Below are 20,249 nucleotides of genomic sequence, written 5' to 3' on the forward strand. Positions count from 1 at the left end.
CGCGGATCGACGCCCCGAAGCTGCCGGCAGGGAGACCTCCCCTGTCCGATGGCGCACGTTCTCGACTCGGCCACGGACCGACGCTCGTTACAAGCAGAGCCCCTGTCCGCAGACGAGCCTGCATTCACAGCCGGTCTCCTGCGAGCCTCCGGAAATGCCAATGCTTGTGTTGCCGGCCGCCCTCAGGTTGGCTTCGATCCTCTCGAGAGCGCATGCCGGGACCTTGAAGTTGTCGGTGATCTGTACGTCCTCGCCCACGCTGCGCAGGGCATCGAGCCGCAGCGTCGCGAGCTCCGTGTTTCGATGGATCCAGAGCCGCGCGTCGACGGCCTCGAGCTTTCGAAAATCGGCTTCCAGCAGCTCGAACGCCAGGTAGATCCACAACGTACCGCGAACTCGCACCAGGTTCGGCATGCGGATCGCCTTGATCTGCGCCGTGACCAGCTCCCCGCTCGAGGCACTGCCCTCGGCGCGGATACCGCCGACCTCGAGCAAGCTGGGCAAGTCGAGCGTTCCGGCGAAATCGGAGCTGACCGAGATCGTGCCGTCGATCGTGGAGTAAGCGCGCGCCGCGAGGGCGTCCGCGTCGGACGCGATGAGCAGATCGCCTCGATGGACGCTGCCTTCGAGCGCCTCCGGGCCGCTCTCGCAATCTCCAGCGCCCCCCTCTCCGGCCCCCCCTGCCGAAGCGCCAGACGTCGCGCCAGGGCCGGTGTCTCCGCCCGAGCCGCCGTCGCTGCCTCCGCCCAGCCCTCCCGACGCACCATGAGAGGTCCCGCTCGTTGCGCCGCCCGAGCCCTCCGTGACCGTTGTGTCGCCCGCGCTGGCGCTGTTCCCATCGCCCGAACCGCACGCGACGAGCAACGACACAGCGGTCATCCACGTCAGCCGGTCGAGCCACGATCGAGCCGACCGTCGGATTCTTGCGCATTCTCCGGCAGTTCCGGCAGCGGAATTCACACTGTTCATGAGAGAGGAGGAGATCGAAATGTCCCTGGAGCGTCAAGCCCACAACGGCGCTCGAGGCAACGGCGACCTGCAACGACCTCGATTATCTCCGTCCGCGCCGAAATGCCGCCGTCGCGCGTCCAGAACGAGCGGCGCCATTGACCGCGCGAGACGTCGCGTGCCTGGGCGCGCGACGGCGCCGCGTCACCCGCCGTCGTGAGGCCCCAGGATCACAGGCCCGGGAGCGAGCAGCTGCGTGCCGTCCATCAGCCAGACCGCCGCCTGGTTCGTCCCGACGGCGTACCAGAGGACGTCCGCCATGCTGTCGAAGTTGACGTCGGTGCCGGGGCGCAACTCCCAGCCGCGGCCGAGCGGCCCCGGGATCACCGGTCCCGGCGACAGCAGCTCGGCTCCGGCCATCAGCCACACGGCCATCAGGCCCTGCTCGGGGCTGTTCCAGAGCACATCCCCCATGCCGTCGAAGTTGAAGTCCGACGAGGTGACGATCTGGAAGCCGCGGCCGGGCGGCCCCGGGATCACCGGCCCCGTCGCCAGCAGCTCGGCTCCGTCCATCAGCCAGATCGCCATCAGGTTCTTCTGGATGTTGTTCCAGAACACGTCCCCCATGTTGTCGGCGTTCACGTCCTGCGCGGTGGGCGCCGTCCAGCCCTCGCCGGGCGGCCCCGGGAACACCGGGCCCGGGGACAGCAGCTGGCCTCCATCCATCAGCCAGACCGTCATCAGGTTCTGTCGCTCGTTGTTCCAGAGCAGATCCGACATCCCATCGATGTTGAAATCGGTCGCCGAGGTGACCGTCCATCCCTCGCCGGGCGGCCCTGGGAGCACCGGCCCCGGCGCGAGCAGCTGGCTTCCGTTCATCAGCCATATCGTCATCAGGTTCTGGCCTGCGTTGAGCCAGACAACGTCCGCCATGCCGTCGCGGTTGAAGTCGCCCGCATTGGCCACCTCCCAGCCCTGGCCGATGGGTCCCGGGAGGAGCGGCCCCGGCGCCAGGAGCCGGTTCCCCTCCATCCGCCAGATCGCGAGCAGGTTCTGCTCCTTGCTGCTCCAGAGTATGTCCCCCATGCTGTCGGCATCGAAGTCGTTCAGGCGGACTGCCTCCCACCGAGCGCGGCCCAGCCTCGGCGTCGCGACCCCCAGCGGTGACGCCGCGGGCTCGTCCGCCCGAGGTTCCTCGCGCAGGTCCACGCCCGACGAACAGGCGGCCATGGTGTGAATCGCGGCGACAACGCGCAGCGCCGCCCCTGTAGCCGCAGACCGTCTCATACGCGCCCTCTCTTGCGCCTCGGGCGCGGGCACAGATGCCGGCCGGGCAATTCCTGTCCAGCGTCCGGCCTCGTGGGCGCGCCGAGCACGCGCGCCCGTGGAGCGGCAAGCGCCAGTCCAGCGGCCGCGACGTCGAGAGGGGAATCGGGGGTGGCCGCGCCGGCGCGGCAGGGCCTCGCACGACGACCCGGCCGCGCCTCCTCGTGACCAGGCTAACTACTGCAGCACTGTATCCATATCCCAGTCAACCCACATGCTCTTCCACTCGCTGACCGGCTGCTGAACGCCATTGTCCAGGATGTTCATCACGTCCGTGTTTGCGCTGGTGTTGCCCTCGAACGCGCGCTTGAACATCTCGCCTGCGAGGGCGGTCTGAGTGCCCGAGGCGCCGCAGTGGTTCGCGCTGTACATCGTGAAACCCATGCGCTCCGGAACGCCGAGCGCTTTCCACACCGGCTTTGCCGCCCATGCGGAGAGCGCTTCACAGGTCCCACCCAGGTGACACCACGAGTTCTTGCCATTGGCGTTCGTGAAGTGCACGAGGTGCCGCGGTGCGATGGTCGCCAGGAGCATGTGCGTATCGAAGGGGAGGTTGTACACCTTCGAGGGGTCGCTCCGGAGCCAGCGGGCCGCGCTGGTCACCCAGGGTCCGCAGATACCGCTGTCCTCGAGGTTGTCGATGCTCTGAGGCTTGGCATCCGAGCACTGCCAGACAGAACCACCATCACCGTGCCTGAACCACTCCGCCTGGCGCAAATTGGCTACACCACCGCCGCCCGACTCCACGATGACGACCACCGGCGCACGACTGAAGACACCCGCCAGGTAAGCGCCTTTTCCACACCCGGAGCATCCCGACACCATCACCTTCGTGGGATCGTGCCCGCTGCCGGGGTTCTTCTCCAGCACGTCCATCACCCGGTCGATCATCCAGCCGTTGGCGATGTTGGTGTTGACCTCGGACAGGCCGAAGAGATTTCTGATCTTGCCCTCGAAGCCGCTTCCGAACGACAGCGTCTTGCTGCCTGACGGGAAAATCCCACCGGACAGCTTGAGAGCGATCACGCTGCCGGATCCGCTGATGCTCGCCGAGAAGGTCTCTGACTTTCCACCCACCTTGGCGGTGATCGAAACGGTACCTCCGGAGACGGTACCGGTCACCTCATCCGGCTCGCCGGGGACCGGGCCGTAAAGGTACTTGGCTGCCATGGCCAGGATCTCCTTGCGGCGGCACTCCCACTGCTCCTTGGTCGTGACCTTCGTTCCGTTGAAGAACGTGAACGGATCCGGGAGCTTCTCGTTCACCTCGGTCAGGCCGCTCGGCTCGGGCAACGTGGGCAGGACACACGTGAATGGGCCGCCGCCAGTCCCGGTGGTCGCGCTGGCCTCGCCGGTCCCGCTGGTCGTGCTGGCCCCGCCGGTCGGGGAGCCGCCCGTGCCGGCTCCGCTCGTCGCGGCACCGCCGCCCGTACCGGCGCCTCCGCTGGTCGTGGAACCACCGCTGGTCGCGGGGCCTGCACCCGAGGTGACTCCCCCGCTCCCGCTCGGGGTCCCGCCGCCTGAGCCCGAAGCGTCTCCCCCGGCACCGCCGGTTCCTACTTCTGCAGCGCAGCCAGGGAAGTTCAAGAGGGCGAGGACGGGGATCGCGAGGGCGGTTATTTTGCGCGAGGCACGAGAACGGACAGACATGAAGGCCTCCATGTTTCGAGTGCAGTGGCGGAATGCGGCACGCGGTACATGACACGTGGTACGTGACACGCGGGCAAACCGCCGTACTTGTAGCGGACGACAGGGAAGTCAGTGCGTTTTACGCGTTGGCGACGCTGCTTTCGTGACGTGTGCGACGATGTGCCGTGAGGTTGCCAATGGCACGTGAACGAGAGATTTCAGGGCGCGGTGCGATTCGTTCGCCGTCAAGCCGAGGACCCGCAAGCTGAGCCATGAGAACGGCGCTCCCGGGGCCCGGGGGTGGTCTCGGAGCTGTCGCTGGAGCGGCGCGCGACGAACAGGCGGAGGAGGGCCGTTGGGGGGAGAGGTCTGGAGAAGGCTGGCCGGGACGACATCACCAGATACCCATTCCCGGCGAAGGGCAATTCGATCACGCTTATCGCTGGGAATCGTACGCTCGAAGCGGGCGACATCTGGCCAGAATGCAAATGTTCGACAGGTTTGTAGTCGATGTGATCCGGATCGTCTCCGGGAACACCTCGCGAGAGCTCGCACCTGCGGGACATCCGAGGAGGCGACACTCGTCAGCGAGATTTTTTCGTCGCGTCGCGTCGACGCAGAATCTGGTCGTCTGCTCGACGTCGGAGGACGAACCGGACTCCGGCGGCGATGTGCCCGCGGAGGCACGGGCTCAGCGGCACCGGGCGGCCCTCCTTCCGCCGCCAGGCGGCCTGCACCCCCGCCCTTACCCCGCGAGCTTGCCGTTCCGCCGCCGCGCCCCAGGTGGATCCCATCATGGCTCGACTGCGACGCCTCATCGAGCCGGGGACGCGCGCGACGCCCGACCTCCTGGCCGCGCTGCGCGCGCTGGCTCGTCCGCTGCGCGCCACGGCCGATCTCGACCCCTTGATCGAGCGCATCGGCGACGCGCGCTGCGCGCTCCTGGGCGAGGCGACGCACGGGACGCGCGAGTTCACCACGTGGCGCGCGGCGCTCTCCAGGCGGCTGATCGTCGAAGCGGGCGCCTCCTTCATCGCCGTCGAGGGCGACTGGCCCGACTGCTATCGCGTCAACCGCTATGTGAAGGGCTACGCGGACGCGGGGAGCAGCGCCCGCGCGGTGCTGCGCGCCTTCGATCGCTGGCCGACCTGGATGTGGGCCAACGAGGAGGTCGCCGACCTCGTCGAGTGGCTGCGCAGGCACAACGAGGGTCGGCCCGAGGAGCAGCGGGTGGGCTTCTACGGGCTCGACGTCTACAGCCTCTGGGACTCGCTCCGCGAGGTCATGCGCTACCTGGAGGGGGCCGCCCCCGACGCGCTGCCGGCCGCGCGGCGCGCGCTGCGCTGCTTCGAGCCGTACGCCGACGACGCCCACGAGTACGCCCGGGCGACGGTGCTCGTGCCGGAGTCGTGCCAGGCGGAGGCCGTCAAGCTGCTCGCGGAGGTGCGCAAGAGAGCGCCGGAGTTCGGCGCCGACGGGCGCGACGGGCACTTCGTCGCCGAGCAGAACGCCCTCGTGGTCAAGAACGCCGAGGCCTACTACCGGGCGATGGTGCGCAGCGACGCGGCGTCGTGGAACGTCCGCGATGGGCACATGGCCGATACGCTCGATCGGCTGCTCGAGCAACACGGCCCGAGCGGCCGGGCGATCGTCTGGGCGCACAACACGCACGTCGGCGACGCGCGCTTCACCGACATGGCGGAGCGGGGCGAGGTGAACCTCGGCCAGCTCGCCCGCGAGCGCCACGGGGAGGAGCGCGTCGCGCTCGTCGCCTTCGGCGCCCACCGCGGCACGGTGATCGCCGCCCGCGCGTGGGACGCGCTGATGGAGGTGATGCGCTTGCCGGTCGGGCGGCCCGAGAGCTGGGAGGACCTGCTGCACGAGGCGGGCGGCCGGGATCAGCTGCTGATCTTCGAGCCGGGGCGGCTGCCGGAGGAGTCGCTGGCCTGGCGCGGCCACCGCGCCGTCGGCGTCGTCTACCACCCCGAGTACGACCGGTACGGGAACTACGTGCCGACGGTGCTGCCGCGCCGCTACGACGCGCTCCTCTTCGTGGACGAGTCACAGGCCGTCCGGCCCCTGCACCTCGCGCCGCGGGCCGAGAAGGAGCCGCCGGAGACCTACCCCTCCGGCGTGTGACGCCGGCTGCATGGCGCGCGCCGCGCAGAGCCCGCTGGGCGCGCGGAAATCAGGCATGGGCCCTCAGGGAGGCTCTGAAGGCGAGGTGAACCGATGCTCTCGTTACAATCTCCCGATTTCCACCATAATGACGTGATCCCGATCGTGCATACCTGCGAGGGGAAGGACGTGCCGCCCGCGCTCTCCTGGTCGGGTATCCCCGGCGGCACGAGGAGCCTTGCGCTCATCGTCGACGACCCGGACGCGCCCGATCCACGCGCCCCCAAGACGACGTGGGTCCACTGGGTGCTCTACAATATCCCGCCCGACGCCGGCGGCCTGCCCGAGGGCGCGCGCAAGGCCGATCTGCCGACAGGCACGCTCGAGGGAAGGAACGACTGGAAGCGCGCCGGGTACGGCGGCCCGTGCCCGCCGATCGGCAAGCACCGTTATTTCTTCAAGCTGTATGCGCTCGACACGGTGCTGCCCCCGCGAGGCGGGCTCACGAAGGTGGAGCTCGAGAAGGCGATGGAGGGGCACGTCCTCGCGCGTGTCGAGCTCGTCGGGACGTACCAGAAGAGGGGCGGCTCGTAGGAGCCGAGCGCCGCCGGCCACGGCTCGCGTTCGCCTTCGTGCGCTGCGGGCTCATCCGCGTCGTTCGACTCGCTGCGGCGTACCCGCGTGCGCCACGCTCGCCTGCCCGGCGGATGAGCCCGTATCGCGAATCTACACCTCGCCATGAACGCGCCTTCGGCGCGCGCTCATCCGCATTTACACACCGGGCGGCCGTCGTCGTCGCAGTGGCACTGACACACTCCATCAGGACACGTGACGACCTTGTCGCCCTTCGGGCAGGTGGCGACGCACGAGGCGACCGAGTCCTCCTCGCCGCCCGCCGCGACCTCAGCGTCGCTGGCCAGCGAAGGATCAGGCTCACTGGCCTCGACCAACGCCCCCGCTCTGCCGTCCACCGCCTCCGCGGCCGCGCTCCTCCAGAGCGCCGTGGAAGCGGGCAGCACCGACAACACGAACACCGATAACAGCGTACCGCGCATCTTCACTCCTCCTGGTCAGCGATGCTTCCATGACTGGGCATCCTTGATGGGCAGGGGCCGAGGCACGCGGCGTGCCGAATGGCGCGGCCGGCGGCCGAGCTCGCGGCGCCGCGGCAGGTACGGGAGCGCTGCCCCGCGTGTGTCTGCGATGTTCGGACGGCGCAGCCGGCCCGGCTGCGCGGGTTGAGCTCGCCTGTCCTGCCGCATCCTCATCACGCCCGGCGAGATCGTCATTTCGAACGCGGCAATCCGAGCAAAGGGTTGCGCGCGATGGTTTGCTCGAACACGCAAGCCCGCCGCGGGCGGAGCGCGCCGCCGAGCGGCCGCGGCCTCACGTTGGCGCGGCGAGAGGGCGCGGCGCGCGCTGGGCCAGCGGAGAACGCGGCTGGCACGACGAGTGCTCTTTGGTCAGGCAGCACACAGGGGCAGATGACACGCGAGCTGGCCTGATGCTCCGAGTCCTGTGGAGCTGCTCTAACGCAAGGGCTCCGCTCGGTCGTCAAACGCAGCTGGCATGTCTGGCCTCTCTGACCATCAACCATCACGAGATCGAACGAAAGAGGAAGAACATGACACGAAAGATCATCACCGCGGTCGCTGGGTTGTCGTTGTTCGTCGGCGTGGCGATGGCGCAGGCGGCGACGCCCGCCACCTCGAGCCTGAAGGGTCGCTCAGTCGTCGACGCCGACGCGAGCGCTGGGATCCCCGAGAAGGTGGCGTACTACTCCGGGTACCCCGGGGCCAACGTGGCCACCTCGACGAACATCGGCATCGCGGGCATCGCGATCGGGACCTCGGGGTCGGTCGCCCAGACGTCGGTCGCGCAGGCAGGGAACGGCAACGTCGCTGTCGGGATGGCCAACGCAGGGGGCTTCCACGGCCGTGGCTACGGCCACGGAGGCTGGGGGAGGATCGCGCTGAACGACGCGCCGGCGTCCGGTCAGGCAGACATCCTCTTCGACAACTAGCGTCCCGCCCGCCAGAGGTCCGGCCAGCAATGGCCGGACCTCTGCGCCGCTCCACCGCGGCCTCGCGCGGGCAGACCTGGCTGGTTTCCTCGGGGCTCCGCCCCGCTCCGCACCCCGGCGGCCACAGGCCGCCCCGGCCGGCCCGCTGGGGCCGGAGCCTCCACGGGCCGCGCGCGGCGCTCCTGCCGCGCGCGGCCTTCTCTCCGACGACCCCCGAACCCGGGATGGACGAAACCATGCGCCGTTTACTCCGTGTGCTCTCGACGTCCGCGCCCGCGCTGATCGCGGCGGCGCTCTGCTTTCATTTCGCGATGACGCTGGCCTACCTGACGCCGCAGAACCCGCTCCAGCTCCGCTTCGCGCGGCTCATCAGCGGGTACATGAACCCGTTCTTCGAGCAGAACTGGCACCTCTTCGCCCCCGATCCCATCACCGACACGCGCCTCGTGATGGTCGCCTGCCGCCTGCACGAGCCGGACGGGAGCACGACCGAGACCGGGTGGACCGATATCACGACGCCCTACTGGGAATCCCACCGGGAGAACCGGCTCGGCCCCGCGACGCGCCTCGGACGATCGGTGACGGGCGCGGCGCGCATGATCTACACCGTCGATCCGACGTCGCTGCAGATGGCGAAGAAGCTCGATCAGCAGCGCACGCGCGCGCAGGCGGGCGGGGGCGGCGCCGAGGCGCCCGACGCTCAGGTGGTCGACACGCTCAGGGACCAGGTGAAGAAGGAGCAGGACGCCGGCGTTCAGCTCGGCAAGAGCGTCCTGGAGCGGGCCGGCTCCGCGCACTGTGACAGCCTGTACGGCCCGGGCCGCACCGCCGCGGTGCGGCTCCGCCTGGCGGTGCTGAAATTCCCGCGCTTCTCCAGGCGCGACCTGCCCGACTCGAAGGGTGAATTGACGTACTACGATTTCGACTGGGCTCCGTATCGATCGGTGGCGCCGCTGGACGCGACGACCGAGGACAGACACCAGGCGCCCGTGGCCCTCCGGGCGGCGGCCGCGGAGGAGAGGTGACGCCATGCTGAGCAAGCTGAACGCACGCTGGCACCGCATCGTGGAGCTCGCGAGCCGAGAGCGCTGCCTGATCGGGGCCAGCCTCTTCCGGATCGTCGCCGGGCTGACCATCCTCCACCTCTACCTGGCCAACTACTTCCAGCGCCATTACCTCTACGGCCCCGAGGGGGTGTGGCCCTTCGCGCGGTCGCTCGAGGAGGCCCACCGCACCGGCGCGTTCTCGATCTACCTGCTCAGCAGGTCGCCGCTCTATTTCGAGGTCGTCTTCCACCTCGCCATGCTGTTCGCGGCGCTGTGGGTGATCGGCTTCCGCACGCGGCTCATGTCGCTGCTCACGTATGTCGGGCTCTGGTCGTTGCATCAGCGGAACCCCGTCCTGCTGGACGGCGGCGACAACCTCGTCCGGCTCGCGCTGCTGTACGGCATCTTCGCCGAGCTCGGCGCGTACTTCTCGCTCGACGCCGATCGCCTCCGCGCGCAGCGGGAGCGCGGCGGGGAGCTCCAGCGGATCAAGGGGATGCTCCACAACGCGGCGATCCTCGCCTGCGCCGTCCAGGTGTGCCTGGTCTACGGGGTCGCGGGGCTCTACAAGGTGCAGGGGGAGCTGTGGCAGAACGGGACGGCCCTTTATTACATCACCCGCGTCGGCGAGTTCACGTGGCCCGGCCACAGCGACAGCCTCTCCCGCAGCGTGGCTGTGGTGACGGCGCTGACCTACGCGACGGTCGGGTTCCAGCTCAGCTTCCCGTTCCTGTTCGCCCTGAACCGGCACACACGCAGGCTCTCGCTCGCCGCGGCGTTCCTGTTCCACGCCGGAATCGCCGTCATGATGGGGCTCGGCACGTTCGCGGTATTCATGATCAGCGTCGAGCTGGCGCTCATCGCGGACGCGGAGTACCGGGCGATCGGCGCGTTCGCCAGGCGGCTCGTGTCCTTCGAGGCGCCGTCGCTCCGGCGCCTCCTGCCCGCGCGCCGGATCCAGACGAAGTAGCGCGGCGCGGGCGCGCTCGAGCGCCCGCCCTATCTCCCCCCGGCCTCCCAGCGATCCCCGCCCAGCTTCACCAGCCTTCCGCCACGCGGATCGCGATCTTCCCGATCGTGCGGCCCGACTCGATCGCGCGGTGCGCCTGCGAGAGCTCGCGCACCGGGTAGCTCGCGCTGACGATGGGCCTGACGTGGCCTTGCGCCGCCAGCTCCGCCACCGCGGCGAGCGCGCGGCCCTGCGCGTGCGGGTCGAGCCGCCAGATCGTGGCGGCCCCCATCACATGATAGATCAGCGACGCCGCCTTCATGAACAGCCGGTCCGCGACAGGCGCGGGCGTCGGCACGATGCTCACCACGGTGCCCATCGGCGCCACGGCGTCGAGCGCCTGATCCAGCGCGCGGCCACCGGCGTTGTCAAAGGCCACCGCGACGCCCGCCCCACCGGTCAGATCCCGGCACGCCTGGCCCACGTCCTGCGTCGTGTGATCGAGCACGACCGCCGCGCCGAGGTCGCGGCAGAGCGCCGTCGACTCGGGTCGGCTGGCGGTCGCCACCACCCGTAGCCCGAGGTGACGCGCGAGCTGCAGCTGCAGATGGCCCACGCCGCCTGCGCCCGCGGTGACCAGCACCGCGGCGCCGAGCGCGGGCCGCGCGCGCGAGAGGCATTCCCAGGCCGTGACGCCCGCGAGCGACAGGCATGCAGCCTGCTCATGGGAGAGGGCCGCCGGTTTGCGCGCGAGGGTGCGGCTGTCGGCCACCACCCGCTCCGCGTTCGCGCCCTGCCCGAACAGGCTGGGTGAGCCGAACACCTCGTCTCCGACCGCGAGATCGTCGACGCCGGGGCCGACCGCGTCGACGATCCCGGAGACGTCGTAACCGAGCACCAGCGGAAACTGCCGCTCGATGCGGCGCGGCCCGGGCGCCGCCGAGCGCGCCCGGATGTCCGCCGGGTTGACCGACGACGCGATCACGCGCACCCTCACCTGGTGAGGTCCGGGCGCCGGGTCGGGCAGCTCCAGCGGCACGAGCTGCGAGGCGTCGCCATGGTGATGGATTCCGATTGCCTTCATGCGTTGCAGTCCTCTCGAGCGATGCCGGCGTAGCTTGGCGCCGGGCGAGCCGCGGCGTGAGATCAGCGACGCTCGCGCCGCCGCTCGACGATCGCTGTTCCCTGACGGGCGAGAGCATACCGGATGCCGGCCTGGAGATCGCGCTGCGTCAGGAGGTTGCCCAGCTCGATCCCCTGCGCGACCAGCGTCTGGGCGACGTCGGGTGACGCCCCGACGAGGACACACGTGGCGCCGAGGAGCGCGGCGGCCCGCGTGGCCTGGAGGAGGCGGGCAGCCACATCGGCGTCGAGGACCGGCACGCCCGTAATGTCGATGAGCACCGTCTCGGCCCTGTGGCGCTCGATGCCCTGGAGCAGCGTCTCCAGGAGCTGGGCGCCGCGGGCGGGGTCGATGGTCCCCACGAGGGGCACCACGAGGATGCCTTCGTGGACCGGGATGACCGGCGTGGACAGCTCCTGGATGACGTCGAGGAGCTGCCGCTGCGTCGCGAACCACGCGAGCTCTTTCTGCACCGCCTCCGCGGCGCGCTTCTTCTCCGTGATGTCCTCGATCATGACAAGGAGATAACGGCAGACGCCGTGCTCGTCTTTGAGTGGCACCTTCACCATGTGAAGCCACCGCTCCCCGGTCGGCGTGGCGATGCGCGACTCGGGTATGTCCACGATCTCACCCTTCTCGATCACGTCGCGATCCATGCGATCGAGCCACCTGGCCTCTTCGAGTCGATGCGGGAAGAGGTCGAAGACGTTCTTGCCGAGAACGTCGCTCCGGGGGGCGCCGAAGACCTTTTCGTAGTGGCCGTTCATCCGGACGACGCGAAACTCCGTCACCTCCTTGATGAAGACCGAGACCGGCACGTGCTCGATGATGGTGTCGAGGAAGCTCTCGATAGGCACCGTCGCTGGCTCGCAGCGCGGCGCAGCCGGGTCGTGGACGCAGACGAGCGCGCCGCGCGCGCCGTCGACGCGAAGCTGCGTGACCGAGATCTCGCAGGACGGCGCGCCGGGCGCGCCGCCCCGGAGCGCGATGCCGGCCTGCTCGCGCTCGCCTTCGAGCACGGCGCGGATGGCTGCGAGCACCTCCCGCGCCTCGCCGGGGAGCCCCTCGGGCGACGCGGGCAGGACGGCCGGCGCGAGCGCGAGGGACACCGGCCAGACGGGGAGCGCGCCCTCCGCGAGGATCTGCTCCAGGCGGGGATTGGCGCACCGGAGCGCTCCCATTGCATCGAAGACAGCGGCGGCTACCGGGAGCGCGCAGAGGAGCGGCAGGGGGTCGACGCCGGTATGCGGCAGGGGGCCGGCGCCGACGTGCGGGCCGGGCCCATCGAGATCTAGGGTCATGCGGGATCCTTCTACGCGACACGAGCGGCCCAGCGTTCTCCGGGCCGGACGACCCGTCGAATACCCCAACCTTTCAACGCGCTCTCCGGGAATCGTGATGCGCTCACCACCATGTGACATATCTAACAATTCCGTACAGGTAGCGCCGTAGCTCCACCGAAAGAACGATGGTTGATCAAACCCTGTTCAGGCGCGCGGCCTCGGCTCGAACCCCTGCTCGGGCCGCTCGCGGTGCACCGGCAAGGACACGGCCTGATCGGGCGGCATCCGGCGCGCCTGGCACGGAGGTTGATACCGTTTCTATCGATGATGAGTTCGATGAGTTCGATGCTCCCCGTGGATGCCGAAACCCTCTCTCGGCCGCCTGCCGTCACCGGGCCGCACGCCGCTCCCGGCCGCCTCGCCCTGCCGCTGCCCGATCGCTCGCTGCCCGGACGAGGCGGGCAGGGCGCCGTTCGCGCCCGGATCCACGGAGCCCGCGGGAGACGCCGTGCGCGCGCGTGATCTCGGCGTCGCGCCTGGCATCTTCGATCCGGGCCCGCTGAACGCGATCACCGACGTGGGCGGCGTGCGCGTCGGGCACGCGACGGTGATCGAGGGAGACGCGATCCGCACGGGCGTCACCGCCGTATTCCCCCACGGGGGGAACCTCTACCTCGATCGCGTCCCCGCGGCGATCCACGTGGGCAACGGGTTTGGCAAGCTCGTCGGCGCGACCCAGGTCCGGGAGCTGGGTGAGCTGGAGACTCCCATTCTCCTCACGACCACGCTTTGCGCGTTCCGGGCCGCCGACGCGCTCGTCGAATGGATGCTGGCGCAGCCGGGCATGGAGGAGGTGCGCTCGCTCAACCCGGTCGTCGGCGAGACCAACGACGGCGTGCTCAACGCGGTCCGGCTCCGCCCGATCACCGCCGAGCACGTGCGCGCGGCGCTGGGCTCGGCGCGGGAGGGGCCCACGCCGGAGGGGTGCGTCGGCGCGGGCACGGGCACCGTCGCGTTCGGATGGAAGGGGGGGATCGGCACCGCCTCGCGGGTGCTGCCGGCGTCGCTCGGCGGGGCCTGCGTCGGCGTGCTCGTCCAGTCGAACTTCGGCGGCGTGCTGCAGGTGATGGGCGCGCCCGTCGGCGAGGAGCTCGGCCGGTACGCTTTCCGGTCGCAGGTCGAGGCGGCGGCGGGAGACGGCTCCATCCTCATCCTCGTCGCGACGGACGCGCCGCTGTCGGATCGCAACCTCGGGCGGCTCGCTGCCCGCGCGATCCTGGGCCTCGCGCGCACCGGATCCTCCGGCGCGAACGGCTCCGGCGACTACGCGATCGCCTTCTCGACGAGCGCCTCGGTGCGGCGCCGCTCCGGCGCGAAGCGGATCGCGATCACGGAGCTCTCGAACCAGGAGACGTCCCCCCTCTTCCAGGCCGTGATCGAGGCGACGGAGGAGGCCATCTACAGCTCGCTCTTCACGGCCGAGACCACCACGGGGAGCGGTCGCACCGTGGAGGCCATTCCGCTGGATCGCGTCCGTGAGGTGCTGTCGAGGCACGGCGTCCAGCGGCCGCCCGGCCGCTCCCGCCCTGCATGACGCAAGAGACCGCCGCGGGCGGGCCGGCGCGAGAGCTCGCCGCCGTTTCCCGTGGCGCAGCGAGGCGCTTTTGGCAACATCACGAATCGACGGGGCGCCTCCGGGGCCGATCCGGCTTTGGACACCCTCCCTCTATGACCGACAGTCCACGTTACCGCGTGCTGGGGGTGCTGCACCAAGGTGCGGACACGATCCTCTACCGCGCGCGGCGCGAGGAGGACGGCCGGCCGGTGGTGCTCAAGGCACTGCGGCGCGACCACGCCAGCCCCCGCGCCCTCGGCAGGCTCCAGCACGAGCTCGAGGTCGCCAGGACGCTGAAGTCGCCCGCGGTCGTCAAGGCCTGCGGAATCGAGCCGTTCCGCGACCAGGTGACGCTGGTCCTCGAGGACTTCGGCGGGCGCTCGCTCGACCGGCTGCTCGATGACGACGGGCCGATGCGCCCGATGTCGATCGAGCGCTTCTTCCCCCTCGCCCTGCGCCTCGCCGCCGCGCTCGCCGAGCTCCACCGACACCACGTCATCCACAAGGACATCAAGCCTCAGAACCTGCTCTACAACCCCGACACCGGCGAGGTGAAGATCACCGATCTCGGCATCGCCTCCCTCTCCTCCCGCGGGGCACAGGAGCTCGCGCACGACGGGCTCATCGAGGGCACGCTCGCCTACATGGCGCCGGAGCAGACCGGCCGCATGAACCGCCGCGTCGACGAGCGGACCGATCTGTACTCCCTCGGCGTCACCTTCTACGAGTTGCTGACTGGCACCCTGCCCTTCCACGCCAGCGACCCCGTCGCGTGGGTCTATTGCCACATCGCCCAGGCGCCGCGGCCGCCTCACGCGCTCGTCCCCTCGATTCCACCCCAGCTCTCCGCCGTCGTCCTCAAGCTGCTCTCCAAGGCCGCCGAGGAGCGTTACCAGAGCGCCCTCGGCCTGCGCCACGACCTCGACGCGTGCTTTTCCCAGCTGCGCCGGCGCGGCGCCATCGACCCCTTCCCGCTCGGACTGCGCGACGTCTCCGATCGGTTCCAGATCCCGCAGCGGCTCTACGGCCGCGAGCGCGAGATCGAGGCCCTGCGCGCCGCGTTCGAGCGCGTCGTCGCGAACGGCCGGCCAGAGCTCCTCCTCGTCTCGGGCTATTCGGGGATCGGCAAGTCCTCGCTCGTCGCCGAGCTGCACGGGCCCGTCGTGCGCGAGCGCGGCTCCTTCCTCTCCGGCAAGTTCGATCAGCTCAAGCGCGACGTCCCCTACCGCCCCTTCCTTCACGCCTTCCGGGGCCTCATGCAGGAGATCCTCGGCGCCAGCGAGCAGCAGCTCGAGCGCTGGCGAGAGCGCCTCCGCGAGGCCCTCGGCGCGAGCGGCGCGCTGCTCACCGACATGCTCCCGGAGATCGAGCGCCTCCTCGGCCCGCAACCCCCCGTGCCCGAGCTCCCGCCCGCCGAGGCCCAGAGCCGGTTGCTCGCCACGCTCCAGCGCTTCGTCGCCGCCTGCGCACGGAAGGAGCACCCCGTCGCCCTCTTCCTCGACGACCTGCAATGGGCCGACCCCGGTAGCCTCCTCTTGCTCGAGCAGCTCGCCACCCTCGCCGGCGACGCGCACCTCCTGCTCATCGGCGCCTACCGGGACAACGAGGTCGGCCCCGCGCACCCGCTCCGGCTCACGCTCGCCGAGGTGCAGAAGCGCGGCGCGACCGTCGGCGACATCGTCCTCGAGCCGCTCTCCGCCGCCCATGTCGGTGCGCTCGTCGCCGAGGCGGTCCACGCGGCCGAAGCAGAGGTCGAGCCGCTCTCACGGCTGGTTTACGAGAAGACCGGCGGCAACCCCTTCTTCGTGCTCCAGTTCCTCATCACCCTGCACGACGAGGGACTCATCACCTTCGACACCGATGAGGGCGCATGGCGGTGGGACATCGCCGCCATCCGCGACAAGGGCTTCACCGACAACGTCGCCGAGCTGATGGTGGGCAAGCTGGAGCGGCTCCCCGTCGCCACGCGCGACGCCCTCAAGCTCGCCGCCTGCCTCGGCGGCAGCGTGGACCTCGACACCCTCGCGATCATCGCGCGAAGGCCGGCGGAGGAGCTCCGCGAGGCGCTCGAGGAGGCCGCGCGGGAGGGGCTGCTGCTCCGCCGGGACAGCGCCTATCGCTTCCTCCACGACCGGGTGCGGCAGGCCGCTCATTCGCTCATCCCGCCCGAACAGCTCGCCGAGGTGCACCTCTGCATCGGTCAGCTGCTCTTGAAGGCGCAGCGCGCCGAAGAGCGCGAGGACGCGCTCTTCGACATCGTGAGCCACCTCAACCGCGGCGCCGCGCTCCTCCGTTCCCGCGCCGAGCGCGACGAGCTCGCCGCCCTCAACCTCCGCGCGGGCAGGAAGGCCAAGGCCGCCGCCGCCTACCAGTCCGCCGACGCCCTCTTCGCCGCGGGCATGGCCCTCCTCGCGCACGATCCACGCGAGCGCTGGGAGACTCGGTATGATCTGGCCTATCCCCTGAGCCTCGAGCGCGCCCACGCCGCCTACGCCACGGGCAGCTCCGACGAGGCCGAGCGGCTGCTCGAGGAGCTCCTGAGGCGCACGAGGAGCGAGCTCGATCGCGCCGCGGTCGTCGAGCTTGCCGTGAGCTTCTACCAGACCCGGGGGCGGTCCGACCACGCCGTCGACCTCGCGCTCGCGTGGCTCCGCGCCTCGGATATCGATCTTCCGCTCCACCCCACCGACGCACAGGTCAAAGAAGAGACCGAGAGCCTCTGGCAAGCGCTGGGCGACCGGGCGATCGAGGACCTGCTCCGCCTGCCCCCCATGGATCATCCGGAGTGCAAGGTCGTCATGGCGGTGCTGCAAAGCGTGGCCGGCCCCGCGATCTTCGTGGACCACGACCTGCACTACCTCATCGTCCTGCGCCAGGTGAAGCTCAGCCTGCGCTACGGCAACGCCGAGAGCTCCGCCCACGCGTACGCGGCCTTCGCGCGGATGTTCGGCCCGCGGTTCGGGCGATACCGCGAAGCCTACAAGTTCGGAAAGCTCGGCTACGACCTCGCGGACAGGAGCGAGCTCCTCACCGTGAAGTCGCTGGTATTCACCCTCTTCGGACAGCAAGTCCTCTTCTGGACACGCCACTACCGGGAGACGTACCCCTTCACGCGCGCCGGGTTCAGCGCCGCTGTCGAGTCCGGCGATATGCGCATGGCCTGCTTCAACTGCGTCTGGGCCCCGCTCTTCCCGCTGCTCGCCGGCGAGCCGCTGGAGGACGTCCTCCACGAGGTCGAGGAGCGCAGCCGCTTCGTGCGCAAGGCCGGTTACGCGTTCGCCTACGGCGTCCTGGCCAGCGCCCACGCCGTCATCCAGACGCTGCGCGGGAGGCCGGTCCGCTTCTCCACGCTCGACGGCTCCGAGCTGGACCCGCCGGCCTTCGAGGCGCGGCTCGACGAGGGGGATATGCGGGGCGCCCGCGGCCTCCATTTCAGCATGAAGGCCCGGGCGCTCTTCGTCCTCGGCTCTCACGGAGAGGCGCTCGCCGCGGCGACGCGCGTGATCGTCGATCACCCCTTCAGGAGAGAGCCCTACGCGCTCATCGCCGAGAACCGCTATGTTCACGCGCTATCGCTCGCGGCGCTCGTCGGCGCCGGCGGTGGCGCGCCCGAGCCGCCCACGCCGCACGAAGCGCGGCGGTCGCCGGCGCAGGAGCTCCCCGAGGGCCTCCTCGACAGCGAGCGGCAGCTCGGCGAGTGGGCCGCGAGCTGCCCCGACAACTTCCTCCACAAACACGCCCTGGTCCGCGCCGAGATCGCCCGGCTCCTCGGGCGCGAGCCCGAGGCCATCCGGCTCTACGAGCAGGCCATCTCCTCGGCGCGGGAGAACGGCTTCGTCCAGCACGAGGCCATCGCCTGCGAGCTCGCCGCCCGGTTCTACCGCGATCGCGGCCTGTCCACGCCCGAAGGCGCCTACCTGCGGGACGCCCGCGCCGCCTACTTCCGCTGGGGCGCCCACGCCAAGGTCGAGCAGCTCGACCAGCGGTATCCCTTCCTCGTCGAGCGAAAGCCGATCGCCCCCACCGTCACCTTCGCCGTACGCGCCGAGCAGTTCGACGTCCTCTCCATCGTCAAGGCCTCTCAGGGCATCTCGGGCGAGCTCAAGCTCCCGCGCCTGCTCGAGATGCTCCTGCGCATCGTGGTCGAGCACGCGGGCGCCGGAGAGGGGGTCGTGCTCCTGGTCCGGGAGGAGCGCCTGTCGACGGCGGCGGCGATCGCGACGTCGCGCTCGACGTCCGGCAGCGCGGCGCGGCTGCTCGACGCGGGCGAGGCGTCGGCGGCGCTGCCGCAATCCATTCTCAACTATGTCCTCCGCAGCCACGAGCGCGTGCTGCTAGACGACGCTTCCGGGCGGCACCCGTTCTCGGAGGACGAGTATTTCGGCCGCAAGAGGCCGAGATCGGTGCTGTGTCTCCCGATCATGCGGCAGGGCCGGCTGCTCGGCGTGCTCTACCTGGAGAACGGGCTCGTGGCCGGGGCGTTCACCCCCGGGCGGCTCACCGTGCTCGAGCTGCTCACCTCGCAGTCGGCCATCTCGCTCGAGAACGCCATGCTCTATGCCGATATCGAGCAGGAGAACGCCGAGCGGCGCCGGGCGGAGCAGGCGCTGAAGGCCAACCAGGTGACGCTGCAGGCCATCGTCGACAACTCCGCCGCGGCCATCTTCCTCAAGGATCGCGAAGGCCGGTATCTGCTCGCCAACCGCCACGCAGGGAACGTCGCCGGCGTGCCGAGCCATGAGCTCCTCGGAAAGACCGACGCCGAGCTCTATCAGGGCGCGGACGTCGAGGTCCTCCGAGACAACGACCGGCGGGTGCTCGACGCGGGCGACCCGATGGAGTTCGAGGAGGAGGTGACGACGAAAGAGGGCGAGCCGCGCATCTACCTGTCCCTCAAGTTCCCGCTCGGCGAGAGCGTGATGCCCGGCGTGCTCTGCGGCATCTGCACCGACATCACGGAGCGCAAGCGCGCCGAGCTCGCCGAGCGCTTCCTCGCCGAGGCGAGCCGCAAGCTCATGGCCCTCGGCTACGGCGCCACCCTCGAGAGCGTGGCGCAGCTCGCGTTGCCGGCGCTGGCCGACCGGTGCGTCATCGACGTGGACCTCGCCCAGGACGCACCGGGGCGGGCGGTCACCGCGGGCATGCCGGCCGAGCTCGCAGGCGCGGTGACGGACGCCCTGCGGCCTCTGGCGGCGACGTCGCCGGACCGCCCCGAGATAGGCGACGTCCGCGCCGCGCCTCTCCTCGAGCCGCTCGGCGTTCACTCCTTCCTCCGCGTTCCGCTCCTCGCGCGCGACCGGCGCTTCGGGGTCATGACCTTGCTGGCGACCGCGCCCCGACCCCGCTATGGCTCTTCCGACCTGCGGCTCGCCGAGGAGCTCGGGTTCCGCGCGGCGCTCGCCCTCGACAACAGCCGCCTGTTCGCCGAGGCCCAGCAGGCGATCGAGCGCCGCGACGAGTTCCTCCTCGTCGCATCCCACGAGCTCAAGACACCGCTCACCTCGCTCACGATGCAAGCCCACCTGCTCGCCCGGCTCCTGCCCCGCCTCCAGCGCGCCGAGGTCGCTCCGGAGCGCATCGACGCCGCCATCCAGCTCCTCAACCGCCAGATCGCGCGCCTCGGCCACCTGGTCAACGAGCTGCTCGACGTCACCCGCCTCAACGCCGGCCGGCTCACCCTCGCGCGCGCCCCCCTCGACCTGGCGGCCCTGACGCGCGAGGTCGTCGAGCGGATGCACCAGCAGCTCACCGACGCCCGCTGCCGGACCCAGCTCGAGCTGGACGAACCCGTGATGGGACACTGGGATCCGTCTCGCATGGAGCAGGTCCTCATCAACCTCCTGTCCAACGCGATCAAGTACGGCGCGGGAGGCCTCATTCACGTCATCGTGCGCCGCGAGGGCGCTCGCGCCGTGCTCGTCGTCCGCGATCATGGCATGGGCATCGCCGAGGCCGATCAGGCCAGGATCTTCGAGCGCTTCGAGCGCGCCGTCTCCGTCCGCAACTTCGGCGGTCTCGGCCTCGGCCTCTACATCGTTCGATGGATCGTCACCTCCCACGGTGGCACCATCCGCGTCGAGAGCAGGCCGGGCGCGGGCGCCGCGTTCATCGTCGAGCTGCCTTTGCGCCCGCCGGAGGCGGAGACGGAAGGCCAGGGCACCTTTCTCGCGCCAGCGTGAGCGTTCACCG

General features: G+C 70.3%; 13 protein-coding genes. 7 read left to right on the forward strand and 6 right to left on the reverse strand.

What is annotated here, in order from left to right:
* Positions 1 to 87 precede the first annotated feature (87 nt).
* The 3 genes from WMF45_RS30465 to WMF45_RS30475 all read right to left on the reverse strand — a co-directional run bounded on the left by WMF45_RS30465 (position 88) and on the right by WMF45_RS30475 (position 3,567).
* Positions 88 to 870 carry a hypothetical protein gene (locus tag WMF45_RS30465; protein ID WP_437708473.1) on the reverse strand — a complete coding sequence of 261 codons (783 nt, stop codon included), beginning with the start codon at positions 868 to 870 and terminating at the stop codon, positions 88 to 90.
* A gap of 282 nt (positions 871 to 1,152) precedes the next feature.
* Entirely contained in the window at positions 1,153 to 2,235 is a 1,083-nt protein-coding gene (locus WMF45_RS30470) for an FG-GAP repeat domain-containing protein (RefSeq protein ID WP_437708475.1), read from the reverse strand.
* Positions 2,236 to 2,451: 216 nt separating this feature from the next.
* Entirely contained in the window at positions 2,452 to 3,567 is a 1,116-nt protein-coding gene (locus WMF45_RS30475) for a glucuronyl esterase domain-containing protein (protein WP_437708477.1), read from the reverse strand.
* A gap of 1,131 nt (positions 3,568 to 4,698) precedes the next feature.
* On the opposite strand from WMF45_RS30475, the gene WMF45_RS30480 reads away from it, so the two are divergent.
* Both WMF45_RS30480 and WMF45_RS30485 read left to right on the forward strand, forming a co-directional pair.
* A complete protein-coding gene (locus WMF45_RS30480; protein WP_437708479.1) occupies positions 4,699 to 6,042 on the forward strand; it encodes an erythromycin esterase family protein in 1,344 nt (447 codons plus the stop codon).
* 93 nt (positions 6,043 to 6,135) lie between these two features.
* On the forward strand, positions 6,136 to 6,615 hold the full coding sequence (locus tag WMF45_RS30485; protein ID WP_437708480.1) for a YbhB/YbcL family Raf kinase inhibitor-like protein: 480 nt from the start codon (positions 6,136 to 6,138) through the stop codon (positions 6,613 to 6,615).
* A 167-nt stretch (positions 6,616 to 6,782) separates the two neighbouring features.
* On the opposite strand, the gene WMF45_RS30490 is transcribed toward WMF45_RS30485, so the two are convergent.
* Positions 6,783 to 7,076: a hypothetical protein gene (locus tag WMF45_RS30490; protein ID WP_437708482.1), complete on the reverse strand. Its 294-nt coding sequence runs from the start codon at positions 7,074 to 7,076 to the stop codon at positions 6,783 to 6,785.
* Positions 7,077 to 7,645: 569 nt separating this feature from the next.
* On the opposite strand from WMF45_RS30490, the gene WMF45_RS30495 reads away from it, so the two are divergent.
* The 3 genes from WMF45_RS30495 (at position 7,646) to WMF45_RS30505 (ending at position 10,060) form a co-directional block, all read left to right on the forward strand.
* On the forward strand, positions 7,646 to 8,044 hold the full coding sequence (locus WMF45_RS30495) for a hypothetical protein (RefSeq protein WP_437708484.1): 399 nt from the start codon (positions 7,646 to 7,648) through the stop codon (positions 8,042 to 8,044).
* A gap of 236 nt (positions 8,045 to 8,280) precedes the next feature.
* A complete protein-coding gene (locus WMF45_RS30500) occupies positions 8,281 to 9,069 on the forward strand; it encodes a DUF5819 family protein (RefSeq protein WP_437708486.1) in 789 nt (262 codons plus the stop codon).
* A gap of 4 nt (positions 9,070 to 9,073) precedes the next feature.
* Entirely contained in the window at positions 9,074 to 10,060 is a 987-nt protein-coding gene (locus tag WMF45_RS30505) for an HTTM domain-containing protein (protein ID WP_437708488.1), read from the forward strand.
* A gap of 67 nt (positions 10,061 to 10,127) precedes the next feature.
* Here WMF45_RS30505 and WMF45_RS30510 read toward each other — a convergent pair whose 3' ends face one another.
* Positions 10,128 to 11,123 carry a quinone oxidoreductase family protein gene (locus WMF45_RS30510; RefSeq protein ID WP_437708490.1) on the reverse strand — a complete coding sequence of 332 codons (996 nt, stop codon included), beginning with the start codon at positions 11,121 to 11,123 and terminating at the stop codon, positions 10,128 to 10,130.
* Between the two features lie 62 nt (positions 11,124 to 11,185).
* Positions 11,186 to 12,463 (reverse strand): PAS domain-containing protein, encoded by a 1,278-nt coding sequence (locus WMF45_RS30515; protein ID WP_437708492.1) that lies wholly within the window; start codon positions 12,461 to 12,463, stop codon positions 11,186 to 11,188.
* A 490-nt stretch (positions 12,464 to 12,953) separates the two neighbouring features.
* Here WMF45_RS30515 and WMF45_RS30520 point away from each other — a divergent pair, with 490 nt between their 5' ends.
* Together WMF45_RS30520 and WMF45_RS30525 are read left to right on the forward strand one after the other, a co-directional pair.
* Positions 12,954 to 14,039 (forward strand): P1 family peptidase, encoded by a 1,086-nt coding sequence (locus WMF45_RS30520; RefSeq protein WP_437719597.1) that lies wholly within the window; start codon positions 12,954 to 12,956, stop codon positions 14,037 to 14,039.
* A 134-nt stretch (positions 14,040 to 14,173) separates the two neighbouring features.
* Entirely contained in the window at positions 14,174 to 20,239 is a 6,066-nt protein-coding gene (locus WMF45_RS30525) for an AAA family ATPase (protein ID WP_437708494.1), read from the forward strand.
* Positions 20,240 to 20,249: the final 10 nt, after the last annotated feature.

It is taken from the genome of Sorangium sp. So ce448 (assembly GCF_051520915.1).
Taxonomy (GTDB): domain Bacteria; phylum Myxococcota_A; class Polyangia; order Polyangiales; family Polyangiaceae; genus Sorangium; species Sorangium cellulosum_B.